Genomic DNA, 20,846 nt, shown 5'->3' on the forward strand with positions numbered 1-20,846 from the left:
CAAATTATAATTTTGCTCCGACTGCATGTATCAACTCGGGAAATTCTGTTCTTTCTTTGTCGTGACTGAAGTGCCCTTGATCCGCATATTCGTAATATTCCGAATTCAGATTCTCATGAACAAAACGCGCCTCATGGATAGGGATGAAGGCATCGTCTCTCGAGGCAAACTGGACTATCCATTTTTGATTTTTTTTAATGGCTTCCCAGTTCCAGGGAGCATCAAAATACCCGCTTTTTTTCTCCATTTCGTTATCGAGGTTTGTGTGGTAAGCGCCAACCAAAACGGAGCCGAGTATTTTATTTTTCTCGGCGTATCTCATCGAGGCAATCGCTCCCGATGAGTGCCCGATAAGAATAGTATTTTCATCTGCTCCAAGCTCCTTTATGAATGGGAGCCAATATGCGCTTCGCGCGAGCATTGCGTCCGGAAACTTCTCGTTGACTGTGGCAATGCCCATTTTTTCGAGCTCATTTTTAACATAGGGGTACCAATTTTCGTTTGGTTCGGAATCACCGTTGCCAGGAATAATTATTGCTTGGAAGTCATGAGACATTTGAGAAAGAAAATTATTATTTGTCGTCTTCCTTGTTGGCGTCCAAATCAAGACAGACCGAATTCAAACAGTACCGTTTCCCTGTTTTGGTTGGTCCGTCGGGAAATATGTGTCCCAAATGCGACCCGCATTTTGAACAGACGACCTCGGTGCGCGCCATTCCAAGCGAAGTGTCCTGGTGTAGAGTGACTGCGCCCGGTAAAGCTTCGTCAAATGAAGGCCAACCCGTTCCGGAATCAAACTTAGATTCAGATGAAAACAGGGCATTTCCACATGCGGAACAATTGTATGTTCCTTCGCCTTTTTCATGCAAAAGTTTCCCGCTAAAAGGCGCTTCCGTTCCTTTCTCTCGCAAAATTCGATACTGCTCTTCCGAAAGTTTCTCCTTCCATTCGTCTTCATTTTTTGGCATGGGGTTTTTATTCATTGTATTAATTAGACTTACCATAGGCCGCTCGATAATACTCCGCTCTTTTCAAATGATTCCTAAGCACGCCCAAGATTATATTGTTATCCGGACTACCTAAGTCTTCTTTTTTCACAACATCTTCAAGAATGCCGATAAAATTATACTTTTTGATGCCCTTAACAACAATAAAAAATTCTTCTCTGAACGCATGGTCTTTGAACAGTTTATCCAAATCAGACGGATGGTGAATGTCTGTATCAATTTTCTCCAATAATTCGCTAAAGTCCTCTAGACAAATCATGCTGTGCTTCTGCATTTCAGAATCATTCCGCCTTGCCATTGCTTCTTCAAAATACTCTAATTCTGTGATGGCCATGAACACCCCCTCCCGCACATTTTCTAAAACTCTTGCGAAGGAATCGGAATCAAGAGGAAGCTGGGATTGATCATATTCTATATTGGATTTTCCGCTTTCTGACATATTTTTCGCGTTAATGACTTTTTGAATTTTCCATCAAATCCACAAATTCTTTCTGAACTTTTTCAAGCTTTGGATTAATGATGAGCTCGCAGTAAGGTTGATTTTTGTTTTTAGCGTAGTAATCTTTGTGGTAATTCTCCGCTTCATAAAACACGTCGAGCGGAGTAATTTCAGTCGCTATCGGTTTTCCCTCCTTGTTTGAATCATTGAGCTCTTGTATAAACTGTTCGGATTCCAATTTCTGCTCTGGCGTGGTATAGAAAATGACCGACCGATACTGTGTGCCCACGTCATTGCCCTGCCGATTGACAGAAGTCGGGTCATGGGAGCCAAAAAAAACAGTGAGAAGACTGCGAAAGGCAACCTTCGTCGGGTCATATTCAATCTTGATAACCTCTGCATGGCCAGATTTCCCGCCACTAACATCGTCGTAGGTCGGATTCTTCTTCGTGCCACCTGAATAACCCGGGACAACCCTTATCACTCCCTTAAGCATCTTAAATACGGCTTCAGTGCACCAGAAACACCCTCCCCCGAATATTGCAACTTCAGTATTCTCCATAAATACATTTTAACGATATTTAGCCAAAGGTAAAGGTGAATGCTTTCAAACGGGATTTTTTAATACGAATCTCAAGCGTATGTACTCCGTAGTCTGACCCTTCAAAGAGAGTATACAACTCCACTCCTTTTATCAATATTGTCTTTGAAAGTACGCCGTCCAAAAATATTTCGACGTCGACTCCCGTATCAGAACCCGCCACCATGTATACATTTTTTGCCGAATATTTGAAAATGATTTTTGCCTCACTTTCGTTCTCCGCAAACTCCGGCGTGAAATTCCAAGTGCCTGAAAGGTAAAGGGTATTTGCGTTTACTATAGAAGGGATTGAGAGCGTCTGAAGACCGACTCTCCCCTGCGTCCCATTTGCCAAGTACTGGTTTCTCTCGGAGCCAAAATACGTTTCAGGACTTCCCACCTTGTGAAGGTCGGAAATAGCGGTAGATTCTTTAGCACTCCCCTCACTGGGTACTACATCCATATTTACCCCCAGGCGATTCGCCCTTTCGAGAAGCGCGGAGCGGATCGCCATCTCCGTCTCTTCATACCCGCCTTCTCCGATATGGTCATAGACTATGTATCCGTCAATATCAATGAGGTATTTCCTTGGCCAATACTGATTGCCGTACGCCTTCCATGTTGAAAAATCGTTGTCCAAAACAACCGGATAGATAATGCCGAGTTTTTTCACCGCCTCCGTCACGTTGTCCTCGACTTTTTCAAATGAAAATTCGGGAGTATGAAGACCAATAATTTCGAGGCCTTGGTCCTTATATTTGTCATACCACTCTTCAATAAAAGGCAGTGTCCTCTGACAGTTGATACAGCTATAGGTCCAGATGTCCAAAAGCACCACTTTTTTCCCCCGAAGTTCAGTAAGTGTAATCGGTTTTCCTCCGGTGTTTATATACCCGTCTATGGTGCTCAACTCGGGAGCCAGAGCAAAGTGGGCATTTTTAAAATCAGAAATTATTTTTTTCTCTGCTACCGTATTTTTTTGATTCGAATCGGCGCCTTTTGTGGAAGTAGATGTGGATTCTCCACTTATTATTTCCGTAGCAATACCTTCATTCGGTATTCCTTTCGGTATTCCAACCGGATAATAGGAAGAGGAATCTTGTTTAGGAGAAAACAGATAAATAGCGCCTCCAACGACGAGCGCGCCACCTATAATTATTGCGATTTTATATTCAAGTTTCATATTTTTTTGGGTGTTATTCCCGCGGAAGCGGGAATCTGGATCCCGCCTCCGCGGGGATGACAGAATCAGAATTCTGTCATCTTTTTAGCTCTAAAAGTTTTTGCTCGACCTTCGTGATGTCAAAAAAATTCATACTCAAAATTTTAGCTTCGAGAATTTTGTCGTACCCTGTGACGATTGCAATGCCGACTAGGATGAAAATCACCCCTAAAATCCTTTTAAACCAACCTCTTGGGTCCGCGGCAACACCAAGTCGAATCATGATTCTTTGCCCCAAAAGAGCAACGAGAAGAAGCATGAGGCAAAGTCCGAGCGTGTACGCCAAGAGGTAAATAATACCGAGAACCGGCTTTTCAGGAAGAACTGTGGCAAGAACTACAAAGTAAGTGGGACTGCAGGTTGAAAAAACGGGACCCAGGGCGGCGCCGATTATGACGTCTCCCCAAAAATTTTTCTTTTCGTACCCGACTCCAAGAAGCTTATTCGACTCGCGATTCAATACATTCGTAAAGCTCAATTTTTCCCAAAGAGACGGAAACACGGTGATAACGCCGAGGACGAGGATGATGCCCCCAGATATCCATTTCCACGCGGATTCTGGAACTCCAATAAATACTGAACTGGCTTTTAGAAGTAGTGTGAACGCAATGACCGAAAGGCCGAGCGAGATGGTAACCGTGATTGCGCGCCTTTTTCTTATTTCCTCACCCGCGTCACTGCCTGAAAGCGTACCGCCCAAAATAACAGGAAGAAGTGGCAAGATACAGGGCGCAAGAACAGTCAAAACTCCCGCGATGAATGTGATGATAAGTAGGGTCATGATTGCATTATACAGGAAAAAATACTTCTAAAAAACAGCGCTCTGAAGGTATACGTTTTTTACCTGGATCCCAGCCTCCGCCGGGATGACAAAATACGAATTTTGTCACTTCTTATCCTCGTCTTTCTTTTCCTCCTTTACGTCGGCATCTCTAACGTTGCCTTCGGGAGTAGCACCGCCTTCAGCGCCCGGCGCCGCGCCGGGCGCTCCCTGCGCTTTGCTCATCGCCTCTCCAATTTTAGAAAGCTCCGTTGAAAGAGCGTCAGTCGCGCTTTTCGTCGCTCCGATATCCGGCCCGTCTTTAACTTTTTTCGTAGCGTCAATTTTTTCTTGGACACTCGCTTTTATGTCAGCCGACACTTTATCCCCATTATCTTTGAGAGCTTTCTCGGCCGTGTAAATCATTTGCTCGGCGATGTTTCTCGCTTCCGCCTCCTCGCGCTTTTTCGCATCTTCTCCCGCATGAGCCTCCGCATCTTTTGCCATTCGGTCAATTTCTTCTTTGGAAAGCCCCGAGCGCGCTTCAATCCTGATTGACTGCTCCTTGCCCGATGATTTATCTTTTGCCTTAACATTCAATATGCCGTTCGCATCAACATCGAAGGTCACTTCAACCTGTGGCATGCCCCGGGGGGAAGGTGGAATTCCATCCAAGATAAATCTCCCGAGCGACTTGTTGTCTTTCGCCATCGCCCGCTCTCCCTGCACGATACTTATCTCAACCGAAGTTTGATTATCCGCGGCAGTGGAAAACACTTGAGATTTAGATGCCGGGATAGTCGTATTTTTTTCGATGAGCTTGGTGTTCACCCCTCCCAACGTTTCAATTCCAAGAGAAAGCGGAATGACGTCGAGAAGAAGGATATCCTTCACATCTCCCCTGATGATTCCTCCCTGGATAGCCGCGCCAACTGCCACTACCTCATCGGGATTCACTCCCATGTGAGGCTCCTTGCCAAAGAAATCTTTCACCGCTCTCTGCATCGCGGGCATTCTCGTCTGTCCTCCGACCAAAATCACTTCGTTAATTTCGGGCTTCTTGAAAGGCGACGCCTCCATTGCCCTCTTCGTTATCTCCATCGCGCGGTCGATAAATTCCTGACAGAGTTCCTCGAGTTTCGCACGAGTCATTTTGATAAGAAGGTGTCGAGGACCGGACGCATCGGAAGTAATGAACGGGATGTTGATTTCAGTCTCGACCGCGTTTGAAAGCTCGATTTTCGCTTTTTCCGCTGCTTCGTCGAGTCGTTGGAGCGCAAGGGTATCTTTCCTCACGTCTATCCCCGACTCCTTTTTGAATTCTTCTCCTATCCAATTTAATATTTTCTGGTCAATATCTTTGCCTCCGAGGTGTGCGTCGCCATCGGTTGACTTTACTTCAACGACATCGTCTCCGACTTCCAATACAGAGATATCGAAAGTTCCTCCTCCGAAATCGAATACCACAATTTTTTCATCTTTCTTCTTGTTGAAGCCATAGGCCAAAGCCGCCGCGGTCGGTTCGTTTATGATACGCTTCACATCCAAGCCCGCAATTTTTCCCGCGTCTTTTGTAGCCTGCCTTTGAGAGTCGTTGAAATAGGCAGGCACGGTAATCACTGCTTCAGTCACTTTTTCTCCAAGACGGGCCTCCGCGTCGGTTTTGAGTTTCTGAAGTATCATGGCCGAAATTTCTTCCGGCCGATACCAGTTTTCGCCCATCTTCACCTCAATGCCTCCGTTTGCGGATTTCCTCACTTCAAAAGGCACGGACGCTTTGTCCTTCTGCACGGCGGGCTCATCGAAGTTGTGTCCGATGAATCTCTTAATCTGATAAATGGTATTTTTCGGATTTGTCACCCCCTGCCTCTTGGCGAGAACGCCGAAAAGACGCTCTTTCGTTTTTGATTCGGCGACGATGGAAGGCGTAGTCCGCGCTCCCTCGGCGTTTTCCAAAATTTTCGGCTCGCCAGCTTCCATGACCGCGACCGCCGAGTTGGTTGTTCCTAAGTCGATTCCAATTATTTTTGACATAGATTTTTTAGCTTTTAGCTTTTAGGTTTTAGCTATTAGCTTAAGAGTTACGTTTTAATTCGAATTAAAAAAAGACGCGACATTCTGTGTCTTTTTTCTTAAAAAGCTAATAGCTAGTAGCTAATAGCTTAAAGCTTCCCGCGGGTGCCCTAGTCATTTGACTTATGAAAAAATCAAGCGAAGAAACAAACTCCGAAATGTATGGAGAAATAATAAACTCGTGCTTTTGAGCTTTACCTTTTGGAGCAGAGAGAAGAAGAATTTCCGGAGAATTTTCTGCAGTTCCTGAAAGAAGAGCAGTTTTTTTGGAGATAATTCTTACAATTCGAGGATTCGAAATTTTCACAATTTCCCCCCCTTCTTCTTGCACAATAAAAGCAAGGACCATCTGCACCGCTCCCCTTTCGACAGTTACAAATCTAATATTCTTTTTTCTCGATATTTCTATCATATCTTTCTCCTCATCTTTACCTTACACCTTACACCTTTAACCTAACACCTGCTCTTTAAATTCCCCCACTCTCACTTTCGGCGCCTTCAATACTCTTCCATTCAACGAATACCCTTTTTGTATGACAGATGTCACCACCTGATCCATCTCTTTTTCATCCACTTTTACATATTCTATCGCCTCGTCCCGCATAGGGTCAAATTTCGAATTGGAGGGGTCAATCTCTTTGAGCCCATTGTCATCTAAAATTTTCTTAAGTTGACTCGCAATATATTCCACTCCAGTCCGCCAGTTTTTGTCCGCCTTCTCCCAGAGTTCTTTGTTTCCCATCGCCATCCCAAAACTGTCGAGAACAGGAATAAGTTCCGCCAATAAGCCCTCATTCGCGAATCTCACAAATTCGGCATTTGCATCCTTATCCCGTTTTCGAGAATTGATGAAATCGGCTTTATCCCTCTGCCAGCCGTCGAGATACTTTTGTTTTTCTTCCACGCAAATTTTGAGCTTCTCGCGAAGTTTTCCTATGGTCTCTTCCCCTCGTTCTTCCTCCGCGACTACATCTCCATCATCAGACTTCTTCGATTGCGGAGTTTTCTTTAAAGGATTCCCTTCTTCATCTGTTGCAATAATATCATCGGCTTCAGCGTTTTGATTTTTTGAATTATCATCTGACATTACTTCTCATTATATATTAATTTCTAATATCATAGCAAAACACCCCCAAGTGAGGTGTTTTGTTTGCCTTTATCTCTTAGACCACTGCGGTGCTTTCCTAGCCTTTTTAAGTCCGAACTTTCGGCGTTCTTTCATGCGGGGGTCGCGTTTCAAATATCCCGCTTTCTTGAGTTTCTTTCGGAGTTCAATATCAAAGAGGAGAAGCGACCTTGCAATACCATGTCGCACCGCCTCCGCCTGAGAGTGAATTCCGCCACCTTTCGTCTGAACAGTAATTTCAAATTTTGAATTAATTTTTGTTTTATTCAGGGGATCTAAAATGATCCTTTGGAGCTCGGGCGTTGGAAAATAGGTAGCCATATCCTTGCCATTAATGAGATACGAAGATTGGGGGACACCCACAGTCATACGAACCCTGGCCATTGAAGTTTTGCGTCGCCCAACAGCCTCGAGGTATCTCGATTTTTTCACCTGCGCCTCTTCTTCTGTTTTTTTGATTTCTTTTATCATATTTTTTTAATCGTGTAACGTGTAGCTTGTCCTAACCCGTTTGGTCGGACTAGGGTAACCTGTAACGTCTGAGAAAGATCTTTCTTTTTCTTACGTTACAAGTTGCACGTTTTGCGTTACACGGTCATTAATCCTTAATGACCAGCCTCTTCATCATCCTCGGCCTCAATTTGTTTGACGGAAGCATGCCATACACAGCCAATTTAAAAACTTCAGATTTTCCCTTTTTTTCGATGACCGTTTCCATTTTCTCATGCCTCAATCCTCCCGGATAGCCCGAATATTTTGCATAAGTTTTTTTCGAGACTTTTTTCGGAGAGATTTCAGATTGAGACACATTCACAATTTCCACCATTACGTCCGCCGGAAACGAGTTGCGAACATAAGAAGAAGTGTTTTTTCCCATGAGAATACTCGCGGCCTCGCTTGCCACTCTTCCCACTTTTTTCTTTTTTGCGTCGAGTATATACTTCATTTTTTTTCACTGAACTGACTCGGAACATTCACTCGGAACTAAAGCCGAACTTCTGTGCTTTTCCGTGTGCTTCGTCCGTGTGGCTTCCGTGTCATATGAGTTCTATCATCGCCATTTTGCTCCCATCGCTTACTCTCGAAGGCAGTTTCGTAATCCGGGTATATCCGCCCTTCCTATCTTTATATTTCGGTCCCGTCGTTTCGAATAATTTTTTAACAAGCGGAGGATGACCAAGACGAGAGGCAACAAGCCGTCGGTTGGAAAGAGTAGCATTTTTCGACTTCGTAATCAATTTTTCAACATATGGCCGGAGCTCCTTCGCTTTTGCCTCCGAAGTGGTGATTTTCCCCTCTTCAATCAAAGAAGAAGCAAGCGACTGTAAAAGGGCTCGCCTCTGCCCTCTTTCTCGCCCGAATTTTCTGTTTTTCTTGTGATGCATCATTATAGCTATTAGCTATTAGCTATTAGCTTTTAGCTTAGGGAATTTAATTTCCTATAAGCTAGCAGCTAATAGCTAAAAGCTACTTCAACGTGACTCCAAATTTATTCAACATTTTTTTTATCTCCTGAACGCCTTTTCCCCCTAAGCCGTCAATATCCAGAATATCCTCTTCTTTTTTTCTTACCAACCCTCCCAAGGTCCGGATATTGGCATTCAGAAGCGCGTTCAATGTTCTTTGTGTCAACTCCAGCGATTCAAGCCTCGTTTTAAGAAATTCCGGATCAATCTCTTTCTTATCTGCCGAGGCCTCCTCTGTCTCTTTCGTTCTTTCCGTCTCCAAAGGAATGATTACTTCATCTTCTTTAAAACCGATGATGGCCTTCAGCTGATTTATCATGATTTCCACGGATTTTTCAAATGCCTCTTTTGGTGAAATGGTGCCATCCGTCTCAAGAAAAATTTTCAATTTATTGAAATCAGTGCGATTACCCACCCGCATATTTTCTACTTCGTAGTTCACCCTTCGTATCGGCGTGAAAATAGCATCAAGACTGATTGCGCCGATCTCCACCCTATCCTTTTGCAGAAGTTCTTTGGAAATATATCCCAAGCCTCTCTCCACGGTCATCTCGATGTCGACTTCCGTATTTTTTTCGGTAATGGAAAAAAGATGCAGATCGGGAGTAAGCATTGTCACCTGTCCAGGCACCTTTATGTCTTTTCCGGTTACTTCTTTGACGCCTTTCACTTTGAGCGAGAGCGTCTGGGGTTCATCGGTATGCATGGCTATCCTCAACTTTTTTATTTTGAGGAGAATGGTAATGACATCTTCCTTCACTCCTTCCAGAGTCGAGAATTCATGGCTAACCCCTTGGATTTTAACGGAGGTTACCGCAGACCCCGGGATAGAGGACAGAATAATCCTGCGCAAGGAGTTGCCCAGAGTGTGACCGTAGCCGGGGTAAAGGCCGTCAATCTCATACAGTCCCGTGAAATTTTCCTCACGCAAGACTTTTGGCTTGGAAGGCAATAAAACGCTATAATCAGGCATAGTATTTTTTTAATTAAGCTTTTAGCTTTCAGCTACTAGCTGTTAGCTTCAAGATGATTATCCTAAAAGCTAATAGCTAACAGCTCATAGCTACTATCGTTGATAAAATTGAATAATTGCATTGATATCGAATACCGTTTCCCCCGTCCGATAAGCCGGTTTCGCCTCGATGACCGCCTGTCTTTTTTCCAAATCCAATTTGATCCATGGAGGCACAGCAACTTCTTTGAACTTCTCTCCGACGCCCTCAAACAGCTTCTTTTTTGCACTTGCATCGCGAATAGCAATTATCTCCTTTGGAGAAACTTGATACGAGGGAACAGTCACCTTTACCCCATCAACCAAAATGTGCCCGTGGGAAACCATCTGTCGCGCCATTTGGCGAGTCGACGCAAGCCCCATCCGATAAATCACGTTATCCAATCTTGACTCCAGCATTTCATAAAGCGTATCCACAGCTGGGGTACTCTTTTTTGCGAGCGAGCGTTTGACGTAGGTGCTGAATTGGCGCTCATTGATGCCATACATATATCGAGCTTTTTGTTTCTCGATCATCTGTATTCCATAGTCAGTTTTAGGGCGTCCTTTTCTTTCTCCGCCTTTTCCCCTGCTTGCCATACGGGCAGCAAATTTGGGAGTCTGAGTCTTATCAAAAATGTTCGCCCCCAACCGCCTTGCTATTTTGTATTTTGGACCAATTTTCATAATTAGCTTAAAGCTATTAGCTATTAGCTATTAGCTATTAGCTTTTTTGGAATTTTTCCTAAAAGCTAACACCTAACAGCTGACAGCTATTTATACCCGCCGTGGCTTCTTCGCTTTCGGACCGTTATACGGAACCGGCGTCATATCGGTAATTTTTGAAATGTTTATGCCTTTCGATATGAACCCGCGAATACCCGACTCTCGTCCCGAGCCCACCCCTTTTACGACCACGTCAATTTCCTTTACGCCAAGGTCTTGTGCCTTCAAAGCCAGTGTCTCCCCGACTTTTGCGGCGGCAAACGGAGTGCCTTTTTTTGCCCCCTTAAAGCCCAATGAGCCGCTCGAAGACCAGGCCAATGCGCCTCCTTTTTTGTCCGTCAAAATGAGCTTGGTATTGTTGTATGTTGACTGAACATACAGGACCGCCGAGTCCACTTTACGTTTGGCACCACGGGCTTGAGGCGCGGCAACTTTACCGCCTTCCGTCTTTTCTCCCTCTGTTTTTACGATTCTTTTCTTTCCCATAGTAATCAGCTTTTAGCTATTAGCTGTCAGGTGTTAGCTTAAAATCTTTAATTTCCTAAAAGCTAATAGCTAACAGCTTACACCTATTATTTCTTTTCAACCGCTTTCCTTCCCGAACCCATGGTCTTCCTTGTATTTCCCCTGACAGTGCGTGAATTGGTCTTCGTCCTCTGTCCTTTGACGGGTAATTTCCGCAAATGCCTGATTCCTCGATATGCTTTAATGTCTTTCAGCCTTTTAATATTTCCCGACACCTCTCTTTTCAAGTCTCCTTCGATTTTGTGTTCTTCCATTGCCTTTCGAATATCGTTTTCTTCCGCAGGAGTGAGTTCCTTTGCCTTTTTCCCCGGCGCGATGTTTGTCTTTTTCAATATCGACAGCGCGCGAGAACGCCCCACGCCATAAATTGCGGTCAAGGCTATCTCCAATCTTTTTTCATCCGGCAATGTTATTCCAGCAATTCTCATAGTGAATAGGTGTTAGGTGTTAGGTGTTAGGTGTTAGGTGTAAGCATTCGGTTTTACTAAAACCTTACACCTGTCACCTTACACCTGTTCAACCCTGTCTCTGCTTATGCCTCGGGTTCGCCTTGCATATCACATACACATATCCTTTGCGTCGGACAAGTTTGCAACTGGCGCATACTGTTTTTACGGAAGCTTTTACCCTCATGCCATGAATTAAAAACTAGGTGTTGTCAATCCTAATTCTTGGTTTCCCTTATTTAATTAAAGACGCTTCACAATTCTTCCCTTGCCTCCATAAGGGTCAATCTGTACTTTTACCCTATCTCCTATTAAAACTCGGATTCGATTCATTCTCATCTTTCCCGAAAGATAAGCGAGCGTCTCATTTTCTTGGCCTTCTAATATAACTTTAAACAGGGTATTAGGCAAGGCCTCGCGAACCACTCCATCGAGGCTTGTGTCTTTTTCCTTCGCATTATGCATCAAATTTGTAACGATTTCCTAGCATATCAAGTAACCCTAATTTCGTCAATATAGGATAGCCCAAATCCCCCAAGGCTTCCCATTAGCCCTTACTTTCTACAATTTTAATTTTATCAAGTTCTCTCGGAAGTTTCTTTACCCAAAATGGCTTCAATGTGATTTCAGTTTTGTCAAAAGAGAACTGAGTCTTAAGAATTTCCTCGATTTCATCCAAAGACTTTCCGGAAATCATTTTTCGGAGCTCCAGTTCTTCATAGCTCCAGACGATACTTGGATTCCCTTTTAAGTTGAAAACAATTTCGTCTTTTTCGATGAGATTGTCCGGCGAAAGAGAGGAAAACACCAACGCTTGGATGTTCGGTATTTCTATTGCTTTCCCATCAAAATCGGGAATAACCTCTTTTGCGATACTTTTTTCGAGAGCGGTCTTGTTAAATATAATTCCTTGAAAGTGAGCTTGCTCATTCACCCGTATCGAATTTGGAGCAACTGGATCATTCGGCAAAGATTCAAATTCTATGGAAACGGCGTTATCAAAAAGAATGAAATTTTCCGGCATCTCGCTTTGAGCCTCTTGAAAAAGTTCTTTTTGCAGTTCTGTATGAATATCTTTTTTTGCTTGAGTCAAATCTGCCTCCGCTGCAATCTTTGAGAGTCCGGAAGAACCCTGTGTCATCGCAGTTTTTGAACGAGCAACGATTGTCTTGAATCGGGGATCTCCCTTAAAGCCGGGAATGGTAAAATAAGTGATCGCGATATTGTACTTTGCTCCGATTGCATCGGCAAATACCGTAACCTCGATGCTTCCGGGAGTTTCGCCTTTTTTAGCGGGTACGGTAATCGGTTCAGCGATGCGATAAATCAACCCCCCGGAAGTTTCAAAGCGAGTGTTCTTGACCAGAGTCTGTGGCTTAGACTCATTGCTGGAAATAATTATTTTTCCGCTTGCCTTAGAATCTACCTGTTTTTCTTCTTTCGCTTCTATCACTTTTGACCCAGTTTTTGTCAACGTTATAACATCATAGAAAAGTGAGGTGTCGGTCTTGACTTTTACCGCCTTGAAATTCGAATCAAGCGAAGCTTCCACTTTCTTTGGAGTAACTTCCACTGTCGCGCTTCCGAATACGGTAAAAAATGAGAAACCGAGTATAAGCAAAGCTACAAGAATGCTCAACCAAAGAAAAAGTCGGGAATGCCTCCTCCTCGGAGGCTCAACAAATTCGGAGACACGCTTTTCCTCAAAGGTATGCGGAGATGGAGGTTCATACTGTTCCTGGTTATAAGGTGATCGGCGTGGCAGATCAACCTCAAGAGGAATATCCGAGATCCTTTTTCTCCTATCGGATGGCAGGGGAATATCTCTTATTGACCTTTTCTCGGGAGGAAGAACATCTTGTAAAATATTTTTTGCCATAATTGAATAAACTCGAAATTTGGATTTCGCGCTCTAATGAAGGTTATTGTATCATAAAATCCATTAAATAGGAAGTTATATCGCGCGCTCGCCGAGCTTCTGTATAAACACACTCTCCATTGCAAGAAGTGAGGCGTTTTCGGCAAATTCACCGATTTTGTAGGAATCCTTAATGAGAGAATCCTGAATCGGCACTATTTTAAACGGCTCGCGGTCTCCTGCAAACTGTTCGAATATTTCGTCTTCAATCATCTTGGAAAAGAGCGCTATAAAATCGGAATCCGCCGTTATAAAGAGCGTCTTTGGCAAGAAAAATTCTTCGAAAAAACTCCGAAGAGATTCGTGAAAATGCGTGACCCAGTCTTTCTTCGAGTTTAAGATTTCCCGAATTTTTTCGGTTACATTCGGCTCCGCCTTTTGAGCTTGGTAGAGGCGGAGAAACGAAAGCGCCACTTGGGGGACTGTGTTTAGGGACTGGCCAATCTCCCTGATATAAAAACTGGAACCGATGGGAATCGTCACCGTCTCGAGCAATAGCCCTTTTTTTATAAGACTGACATCGGTTACTTCCTCCCGGACATCCACAAGAAGAAAATCCGGGGGGGTGTCCTTCAAATCCCTGACCCCAGAAAACAGCACGAGCGGGAAAGAGTGGAACTGAATAGACTTGACGTTGAAATTTCTTCTGATGGTCTCTTTGATTTTTTCCGTAAGTTCCACCCCCGCAAAGCTCAGATAAATCGAGACTTCAATATTTTTAACGGATTGTCCTGTTGGCTGCCAGGTCTCGTAGCCGTTCAATTTCATCCGTATTATTTTGCTCTCGAGAACCTCGACGCTCTCTTTGAAGTTTTGGGAATACTCGCCCTTAAGGAGCGACTCTTTAAAGACATTTTTTTCGTCTTCGACAATCCTATTCAAAAGCGCGGAGGTGATCGTGACCGGCTTTTCTTTTTCGATTTTGATTATCTTTGTCTGGGATATATACCACGGAGAAGAGAGCACGCAATATACGTGCTGTATCGTCTCGCGTCCATGCTTTGTAAACTTGAGATGTGATAAGCCCTCGTCTTCAAGCGATTTCAAAACTTCCTGGAGAGCTGACCACATGAGGACTTTGGTTCTTTCAATATCTTTTTCTTCTCCAGCGGGGAGAGATACTCTATGGTTGAAAATTACATACGGGTTTTCCGTTTTTGAGATTTGGAGCAACGCGCCCTCAACATACCCGGAACTGAGGTCGAGAATAATTGATATTTCATCGGAGGATTTATTCATGAAGGAAAACATGCAAATAAGTATACCACACTGGGAAAAGCGTGTAACAGAAGGACGCACCCTCTCTTATGTTACATGTTGTGTGTTACATGCTATATAATGACGGCTTTGATGCGTCTCACCCCCTGCGATACCGCCTCTTCTTTAACGATTTTGAATTTCCACTTTCCCTCTGCCCCAGCGAGTTCGCTCGTGTTCTTGACATGTGGTCCTCCGCAGAATTCTTTTGAAATTGGATTCCCCTTTTCATCTTCGATGAAGTAGACAGAAACCTTGTCGGGATATTTTGCTCCAAACTCCATTTCAGCTCCAAGTTTTTTTGCCTCATCGAGAGACATTTCCCTTCGGACGACAGCAAGTCTCCTTTGAATCCAGTTGTTTACCGTTTCCTCGACTTTTTTCTTCTCCTCATCGCTAAGTTTTCTTTCAAATGAAAAATCAATCCGAAGTCGCTCCTCTGTGATATTGCTTCCCCGCTGTTTTACATTTTTCCCTAGAACGCTTTGCAATGCCGCGAGCAAAAGATGGTGAGCCGTGTGAAGCCGGACAGTATGCTCGTTATGGTCAGCTAACCCTCCTTTAAACTTTTTTTCCGCGCCAGCTCGTGAAAGTTCTTGATGTTTCTTAAAAGCTTCCTCAAATCCCTTAACGTCAACTTTTTTCTTTTTTTCTTTGGCGAGCTCGATGGTCATATCGATAGGCAAACCATATGAAGAAAAAAGATTGAATGCGTGTGTTCCCGAGATCACATCTCCTTTCTCCGAAATCTTTTCAAATTCTTTTATTCCCAGGAGTACTGCTTCAGCAAATTTGGATGATTCTTCCACCAAAACATTCTGTATTCTTTCTTTCATCGAAACTAGTTCAGGATATGCCTGTTCATACATCGTTGTAAGCGCATCAACGTAAGCAGAAATTCTTTTTTCATCAAGTTTTCTGTCGCTCGTGTTTATTATTGCTCTTCGAATTAATCTGCGGAGAATATACCCTCGGTCGGTGTTCGATGGGATTACCCCGTCAGCAATGAGAAAAACGCTCGCTCGAAGATGGTCTGCAATAATTCTTTTATTGCGTAGAGTATTGTCCGCTTTTTTCATGAGATCTAAAACTGGCAACAGAAGATCTGTGTCAAATATGTTGTCTTTCCTTTGCATAACCATCGCCAACCGCTCAAATCCCGCCCCGGTGTCCACATTCTTCTGCTTGAGTTTGCCGACAATCTTACCTTCAACCTTTTCAAATTCCATGAAGACGTCGTTCCAAATTTCAACAACTTTCTGTTCTTCGTCAGCTTTCGCAAACGCTTCCGGAGACAAGTCGCCCAATCCTTCCTCTGTTATGTCATAAAACATTTCCGAGCAGGGACCGCTTGGACCTGTCCAGTCATCTTTACCTTTCACGGCCGGCCACCAATTACTCGATGCATCTTTGAAATAAATCCTATTTTTTGGAATTCCAGCTTCCTCCCAGATTTTTGCCGATTCAATATCCTTTTCAGCATTTTTGTCGCCCGCAAAAACGGTAATATACAGGCGTTTCGGATCAAGTCCAAGTCCTTCTTTTTTTTCCGTCAAAAATTCATAGCTCCAAGTGATTGCTTCTTTTTTGAAATAGTCGCCAAGTGACCAGTTGCCGAGCATCTCAAAAAAAGTCCCGTGCGTCTTATCTCCAACATCATCAATATCAATCGTGCGCAGGCATTTCTGAACACCTGCGATCCGTCTTCCTTTCGGATGAGGTTTGCCCAACAAATACGGAATAAGAGGCTGCATTCCTGCAGTATTAAAAAGAGTAGGATTTGTAATACCCTTTTCATCAGTTGTGACAAGGGAAGCAGAAGAAATAATCGCATGCCCGCGCTTGCGAAAAAATTCGAGGAATCTCTCGCGGATTTCGGAGGAGTTCATACAGAAAGTGTAGCAGAAATGCGCGACATTTCAACGATTTGCATGAGAGTAAATACTGTGATATAGTACATTTAGCTTATGAACGCCATTATGAAAAGTTCGTCGCCAAAACGACGCAGTCATCTGGAGAGCAACATTAAGGGTCGGAGAATGGAGAGTCTTTTTGAAAAGCTGACGAGAGAGCTCATGGCGGGAGGACGACTTTTGCCATGGATAGCTCGCCTCGATAGAGCAAATCCTAATGAAGATTTGTACGAGGGTACGGATTTCAAAATCAAAGCCATCAAAGAAAACGGAGAAGGCAAATCGTTTTTCACGATACGGATCGATGTCAAAAGCTCTGAATGGCAAGTCGGAATATTCCAGAGCGAACATCCTGACTCAAGGGTGCATGCAATCAGAATCGACTGGTCTACAACTCTCGAAGATGTGAGAGTGATGCTGGATGGAATCTATCTCCAAGTTCTTCCAAAGCCCCCTCCGCAAACAGCCTGAACGATCCGGCTGTTTTTTTATATCTATAATTGATTAACACTGGATGGTAATCATTCCAGTGTGATGCAATTTATTTCCTTTATTTTTTCGAGTGCCACTTGTCCTCCTTCGCATGGCTTCGGCCGTCGGCTCGACGAAGTCAGCCTTTGGCCAGACGCAGTCGGCGGGACAAGTCGGCAATGCCTATCTTCTATACTTTTTTGATTTCCATTTATCAGCAATTCTTACTCGAGTCAGACTTCGTTCTAGTTCGGACTCAAAGTGTTCATAGTCAACGTGTTCTTTATTTTCCATTTTCTTTTTGAGTTCCGAGGCACGTGCTTTTGCTTTTTCAATTTCGACGAGAGATATAGACGATACATGTTCGGCAAAATCCGCAAGAACTGCAACTTGAGTCGTGTTGTCTTCCCCATTTTTGACCTCCACAAATCCCCCTGCAACTGCAAAAGGCACCGGCTCCCCGTTTGCAACCGCCACGATATCTCCCGAGGACAGTCCGACGATAATCGGAATGTGATTCGGCAAAATGGTTATTTCACCTTCGGATGCAGGCAAAGTAACCTGATCCACCATTTCTTCCAAAATGAGCTTTTCAGGAGTGATGATTTTGAGATTGAGTTGGGGCATTGGGATAGCTGTTAGGTGTTAGGTGTTAGGTGTTAGTTTGAAAATTTACTTTTCAAAATTCTCTCGGGAAAGTTTTGACTGCCGCAAAATAGAGCTAAATGTGCCAGACGGAATTTGTTTTCTATTTGCGGGTACGATAACAGTGAGCTTTCTTACAATGTGAAAAAATTTCGCGTGACTTCCTTTTTGTGACACAAACGCAAAGCCTTTATTCTCAAGAACTTTTACGATTTCACGTGATGAAAACAGTTTAGGCATGCTGAAAAGAGGTTTCCGCGAGAGAAAGCGAGGTAACCTCGGGGATTGAAGGAGTTTTTATGTCTTCAAAATAAAGCTCGATAGCTTCTTTGATATTAGCGAGAGCTTCTTTGCGCGTCTTGCCAAAACTTGAAATATCAACGTTAAGGCACTGGGCAACATAAAACTTTCCTTCTTTCCAAACGACATTTTTTAGTCGGACTGTTTTCATATTTCAATACTACAAAAAAAGTGTCGGCAAATCAAGCGACCCAAAGAGATATCCTGATCCACCATTTCTTCCAAAATGAGGCGTTCAGGAGTGATGATTTTTAAGTTGAGTTGAGGCATTTGAAGATAGCTGTTAGCTATTAGGTGTAAGTAAAAAAATCGGAGCTCAATTTTTTTGCAATCTCTTCAGCTTTTTCTTCAGGAATATGGACCGTATGCAATGTCCATTGTTTTAGCCACGGTGTTTTGTGTTTTTCTACGACTTTTGATACCCTTGTACCAATTACAAAAACCTGTGCGCATACAGATTTATCGGAAAGACTTTCTTCAATAATCACGCCTTTGTAATTCATGTCTTCCTAACACCTAAAACCTCACAGCTAACACCTGCCTTAAGAGCTCCTTTCCATTCCTCGTCCGTCGCGGACTCGTCAGGACGCGGGTATTGATTACAACGCGCCGCGCATATAAAACTCCCCTTCCGCCTTGTCGTCATGCTTGCCGTCCAAAATTTCTTTGAACGAGCGGATGGTTTCGGCTAGGGGAACATACGTTCCTTTTGAGCCGGTAAATTGTTCCGCCACGAAGAATGGCTGGGAGAGGAATTTTTGGAGTTTGCGCGCACGTGTAACAAGCGCGCGATCGTCTTCGGAAAGTTCCTCCATGCCGAGGATTGCAATGATGTCCTGCAAGTCTTTGTATCTCTGAAGCACGCGCTGAACTTCCCTGGCGACAGTATAGTGCTCAATTCCTACGATATTTGGGTCCAAAATAGTGGATGAGGAGTCGAGAGGGTCCACAGCAGGGTAAATTCCCATCTCAGTAAGCGAACGGTTCAAGACAACAGTTGAGTCCAAGTGTGAAAATGTCGTGGCTGGAGCCGGGTCGGTTAAGTCGTCTGCTGGCACGTACACCGCCTGCACAGAAGTGACAGAACCTTTATCGGTCGAAGTAATTCGCTCCTGCATGTTTCCCATTTCTGTCGCCAATGTCGGCTGATATCCCACCGCAGAAGGAATTCTGCCCAGAAGCGCGGACACTTCCGAGCCAGCTTGGGTAAATCGAAAAATGTTGTCGATAAAGAAAAGCACATCCTTGCCCTCCACATCACGAAAATGTTCCGCCATCGTTAGTCCCGAAAGAGCCACGCGCATACGTGCTCCGGGTGGCTCATTCATCTGACCAAAAACCATGGCCACTTTGTCCAAGACTTTAGACTCTTTCATTTCATGGTAGAGGTCGTTGCCTTCTCGAGTTCTTTCTCCGACTCCGGCGAACACAGAATACCCTCCGTGATTTGATGCAATGTTATGAATCAATTCCTGAATAACCACAGTCTTCCCCACTCCCGCTCCTCCAAAAAGTCCCACCTTTCCACCTTTCAACACCGGACAAATGAGGTCAATAACTTTGATTCCAGTTTCAAGAATTTCCACCTTCGTGGCCTGCGCTACATACGCTGGAGCTTTTCGATGGATAGGAGAAATTGTACCAGTGACTGCAATGCCGTCATCAATCGTCTGTCCTAGAACATCAAAAATCCTCCCTAGAGTATGCTTCCCAACCGGCACGGAGATAGGCGCTTTTGTATCGGTAACTTCCATTCCACGGGACAGCCCGTCAGTAGTGTCCATTGCAATCGCTCGCACAGTATTTCCCCCGATATGCTGTTCGGTCTCAAGAGTGAGCATCTTGCTCCCGTTCATCACGGTAAGCGCGCTATAAATATCCGGCACGTGATCCTCAAATTGGACATCCACCACTGGTCCGATTACTCGCTTGATAGTTCCTTTCATAAATTATTGAATAATTATGTTTCTCGGCTTTTAACTTTACACTTTATACTTTACACTTTCAACTTATGCTGGCCATTCCCGCACTAATTTCTGAAATCTCCTGCGTGATTCCCGACTGCCGTGCCTTGTTGAATACGAGAGTCAGATCATCAATCATCTCTCCCGCGGCTTCGCTTGCGTTTTTCATGGCAACCATTCTTGAAGACTGCTCTGAAGCGTTCGACTCAAGAAGCATCTGATAAATTTGCATTCTCGAAATTTTTTCAGCGAGCGAGCCTAAGAGTGCGTTTCTGTCGCCTTCGATAAGGTAATCAATTTTGGGAACAATTGACATTTGACCATTGACTTTTGACTTTTGACTCTGGTCAAGTGTCAAAGTCAGATTGTCAATAGTTTCCCTAAGTTCGGCCTTCGATACCGGAAGAATCTGCTTCACGTTCGCTCTCTGGGTCATGGCGGAGACAAAATCGGTATATGCCACGAGAACTCTATCATAATGCCCCGCGCTGTATTCGTCGAGTGCGAGCTTGGAAATTGCCGAAATATCCGAAAGTGAAATGTTCGCAGGTAAATCGGTAAAAGTCGCAATAATGTTTTGACCAATCCGACGCATGGCGACATCACCCTTTTTTCCGACTGATACAATGTCTATTTTAGCTACCCCGTTCTCACTCTTAAGAAGAGCGAGAGTTTTTTTAATCACTTGAGCATTGTATGAGCCACATAAACCGCGGTTTGAGGAGATGAGAATCAAAAGAATTTTTCCCGAGTTTTTCAACCCGCCTTCGCTCGAGCTACGGCGTGGCGAAGCGAAAAGCGGATGGTTAATTTCCTCGACATTTTTTGAAATCGAAGTCAAAACCTCCCATGAATATTCTGCGTAAAGACGCGATGCCAATGTCGATGCCACCGCTCTCTTCATCTTCGAAGCCGCCACCAATTCCATCGCCTTGGTGATCTTCTTGGTGCTTTTGACCGATTTTATTCGGCGTTTGATTTCTTTGGTACCCTGCATGAAGTTAAAGTTATAAAGTG

The 20,846-nt window shown here is 44.0% G+C and carries 28 protein-coding genes; 1 reads left to right on the forward strand and 27 read right to left on the reverse strand.

All coding sequences use genetic code 11. The annotated features are described in order from the left end of the window. Positions 1–4 precede the first annotated feature (4 nt). From ABI430_01670 to ABI430_01770, 21 genes are all read right to left on the reverse strand, one after another. Positions 5–556, reverse strand: coding sequence for an alpha/beta fold hydrolase (locus ABI430_01670; GenBank protein ID MEO8637589.1), 552 nt, complete (start codon positions 554–556; stop codon positions 5–7). A gap of 16 nt (positions 557–572) precedes the next feature. After that, positions 573–983: a peptide-methionine (R)-S-oxide reductase MsrB gene (gene msrB / locus ABI430_01675; GenBank protein ID MEO8637590.1), complete on the reverse strand. Its 411-nt coding sequence runs from the start codon at positions 981–983 to the stop codon at positions 573–575. Positions 984–987: 4 nt separating this feature from the next. Further along, positions 988–1,446: a hypothetical protein gene (locus tag ABI430_01680; GenBank protein ID MEO8637591.1), complete on the reverse strand. Its 459-nt coding sequence runs from the start codon at positions 1,444–1,446 to the stop codon at positions 988–990. A 10-nt stretch (positions 1,447–1,456) separates the two neighbouring features. Continuing rightward, complete coding sequence (msrA, locus tag ABI430_01685) at positions 1,457–2,008, reverse strand: peptide-methionine (S)-S-oxide reductase MsrA (GenBank protein MEO8637592.1); 552 nt, start codon at positions 2,006–2,008, stop codon at positions 1,457–1,459. A 19-nt stretch (positions 2,009–2,027) separates the two neighbouring features. Continuing rightward, positions 2,028–3,209: a redoxin family protein gene (locus tag ABI430_01690; GenBank protein MEO8637593.1), complete on the reverse strand. Its 1,182-nt coding sequence runs from the start codon at positions 3,207–3,209 to the stop codon at positions 2,028–2,030. 76 nt (positions 3,210–3,285) lie between these two features. Beyond that, positions 3,286–4,029: a cytochrome c biogenesis protein CcdA gene (locus ABI430_01695; protein ID MEO8637594.1), complete on the reverse strand. Its 744-nt coding sequence runs from the start codon at positions 4,027–4,029 to the stop codon at positions 3,286–3,288. Between the two features lie 105 nt (positions 4,030–4,134). Further along, positions 4,135–6,042, reverse strand: a complete 1,908-nt coding sequence (gene dnaK, locus ABI430_01700; protein ID MEO8637595.1) for a molecular chaperone DnaK — start codon at positions 6,040–6,042, stop codon at positions 4,135–4,137. A gap of 106 nt (positions 6,043–6,148) precedes the next feature. Beyond that, positions 6,149–6,493 (reverse strand): hypothetical protein, encoded by a 345-nt coding sequence (locus ABI430_01705; protein ID MEO8637596.1) that lies wholly within the window; start codon positions 6,491–6,493, stop codon positions 6,149–6,151. 36 nt (positions 6,494–6,529) lie between these two features. Next, positions 6,530–7,168 carry a nucleotide exchange factor GrpE gene (locus ABI430_01710; GenBank protein MEO8637597.1) on the reverse strand — a complete coding sequence of 213 codons (639 nt, stop codon included), beginning with the start codon at positions 7,166–7,168 and terminating at the stop codon, positions 6,530–6,532. Positions 7,169–7,237: 69 nt separating this feature from the next. Beyond that, entirely contained in the window at positions 7,238–7,678 is a 441-nt protein-coding gene (rpsI, locus tag ABI430_01715; GenBank protein MEO8637598.1) for a 30S ribosomal protein S9, read from the reverse strand. Between the two features lie 127 nt (positions 7,679–7,805). Further along, positions 7,806–8,153 carry an uL13 family ribosomal protein gene (locus ABI430_01720; protein ID MEO8637599.1) on the reverse strand — a complete coding sequence of 116 codons (348 nt, stop codon included), beginning with the start codon at positions 8,151–8,153 and terminating at the stop codon, positions 7,806–7,808. 91 nt (positions 8,154–8,244) lie between these two features. Further along, a complete protein-coding gene (rplQ, locus tag ABI430_01725) occupies positions 8,245–8,592 on the reverse strand; it encodes a 50S ribosomal protein L17 (protein MEO8637600.1) in 348 nt (115 codons plus the stop codon). Positions 8,593–8,674: 82 nt separating this feature from the next. Continuing rightward, a complete protein-coding gene (locus tag ABI430_01730) occupies positions 8,675–9,646 on the reverse strand; it encodes a DNA-directed RNA polymerase subunit alpha (GenBank protein ID MEO8637601.1) in 972 nt (323 codons plus the stop codon). A 93-nt stretch (positions 9,647–9,739) separates the two neighbouring features. Continuing rightward, positions 9,740–10,351 carry a 30S ribosomal protein S4 gene (rpsD, locus tag ABI430_01735; GenBank protein MEO8637602.1) on the reverse strand — a complete coding sequence of 204 codons (612 nt, stop codon included), beginning with the start codon at positions 10,349–10,351 and terminating at the stop codon, positions 9,740–9,742. Positions 10,352–10,441: 90 nt separating this feature from the next. Further along, on the reverse strand, positions 10,442–10,876 hold the full coding sequence (rpsK, locus tag ABI430_01740) for a 30S ribosomal protein S11 (GenBank protein ID MEO8637603.1): 435 nt from the start codon (positions 10,874–10,876) through the stop codon (positions 10,442–10,444). A gap of 86 nt (positions 10,877–10,962) precedes the next feature. Beyond that, positions 10,963–11,343 carry a 30S ribosomal protein S13 gene (gene rpsM / locus ABI430_01745; protein ID MEO8637604.1) on the reverse strand — a complete coding sequence of 127 codons (381 nt, stop codon included), beginning with the start codon at positions 11,341–11,343 and terminating at the stop codon, positions 10,963–10,965. A gap of 88 nt (positions 11,344–11,431) precedes the next feature. Next, positions 11,432–11,548, reverse strand: coding sequence for a 50S ribosomal protein L36 (gene rpmJ, locus ABI430_01750; GenBank protein MEO8637605.1), 117 nt, complete (start codon positions 11,546–11,548; stop codon positions 11,432–11,434). Positions 11,549–11,604: 56 nt separating this feature from the next. Next, on the reverse strand, positions 11,605–11,826 hold the full coding sequence (gene infA / locus ABI430_01755; protein ID MEO8637606.1) for a translation initiation factor IF-1: 222 nt from the start codon (positions 11,824–11,826) through the stop codon (positions 11,605–11,607). An 82-nt stretch (positions 11,827–11,908) separates the two neighbouring features. Continuing rightward, the gene (locus ABI430_01760; protein ID MEO8637607.1) at positions 11,909–13,240 is read right to left on the reverse strand and encodes a hypothetical protein; all 1,332 of its coding nucleotides are present in this window, start codon (positions 13,238–13,240) and stop codon (positions 11,909–11,911) included. Between the two features lie 75 nt (positions 13,241–13,315). Continuing rightward, the gene (locus ABI430_01765; GenBank protein MEO8637608.1) at positions 13,316–14,518 is read right to left on the reverse strand and encodes a hypothetical protein; all 1,203 of its coding nucleotides are present in this window, start codon (positions 14,516–14,518) and stop codon (positions 13,316–13,318) included. A gap of 92 nt (positions 14,519–14,610) precedes the next feature. Then, positions 14,611–16,425: an alanine--tRNA ligase gene (locus tag ABI430_01770; GenBank protein MEO8637609.1), complete on the reverse strand. Its 1,815-nt coding sequence runs from the start codon at positions 16,423–16,425 to the stop codon at positions 14,611–14,613. A 78-nt stretch (positions 16,426–16,503) separates the two neighbouring features. Here ABI430_01770 and ABI430_01775 point away from each other — a divergent pair, with 78 nt between their 5' ends. Then, a complete protein-coding gene (locus ABI430_01775) occupies positions 16,504–16,920 on the forward strand; it encodes a hypothetical protein (protein ID MEO8637610.1) in 417 nt (138 codons plus the stop codon). Between the two features lie 183 nt (positions 16,921–17,103). Here the strand turns inward: ABI430_01775 and atpC are convergent, their stop codons facing one another. From atpC to atpG, 6 genes are all read right to left on the reverse strand, one after another. Then, positions 17,104–17,547 carry an ATP synthase F1 subunit epsilon gene (atpC, locus tag ABI430_01780; protein ID MEO8637611.1) on the reverse strand — a complete coding sequence of 148 codons (444 nt, stop codon included), beginning with the start codon at positions 17,545–17,547 and terminating at the stop codon, positions 17,104–17,106. Between the two features lie 45 nt (positions 17,548–17,592). After that, positions 17,593–17,805, reverse strand: a complete 213-nt coding sequence (locus ABI430_01785) for a type II toxin-antitoxin system HicA family toxin (protein MEO8637612.1) — start codon at positions 17,803–17,805, stop codon at positions 17,593–17,595. Continuing rightward, a complete protein-coding gene (locus ABI430_01790) occupies positions 17,798–18,016 on the reverse strand; it encodes a type II toxin-antitoxin system HicB family antitoxin (GenBank protein MEO8637613.1) in 219 nt (72 codons plus the stop codon). The genes ABI430_01785 and ABI430_01790 overlap by 8 nt, the downstream gene beginning before the upstream one ends. Before the next feature lie 139 nt (positions 18,017–18,155). Continuing rightward, positions 18,156–18,368, reverse strand: a complete 213-nt coding sequence (locus ABI430_01795; protein MEO8637614.1) for a hypothetical protein — start codon at positions 18,366–18,368, stop codon at positions 18,156–18,158. A gap of 96 nt (positions 18,369–18,464) precedes the next feature. Continuing rightward, positions 18,465–19,811, reverse strand: coding sequence for a F0F1 ATP synthase subunit beta (atpD, locus tag ABI430_01800; protein MEO8637615.1), 1,347 nt, complete (start codon positions 19,809–19,811; stop codon positions 18,465–18,467). A gap of 58 nt (positions 19,812–19,869) precedes the next feature. Continuing rightward, on the reverse strand, positions 19,870–20,826 hold the full coding sequence (gene atpG / locus ABI430_01805; protein MEO8637616.1) for an ATP synthase F1 subunit gamma: 957 nt from the start codon (positions 20,824–20,826) through the stop codon (positions 19,870–19,872). Positions 20,827–20,846: the final 20 nt, after the last annotated feature.

The sequence above is a fragment of the Candidatus Taylorbacteria bacterium genome, from assembly GCA_039934295.1.
In the GTDB taxonomy this organism is placed as follows: domain Bacteria; phylum Patescibacteriota; class Minisyncoccia; order Phycocordibacterales; family HO2-43-120; genus HO2-43-120.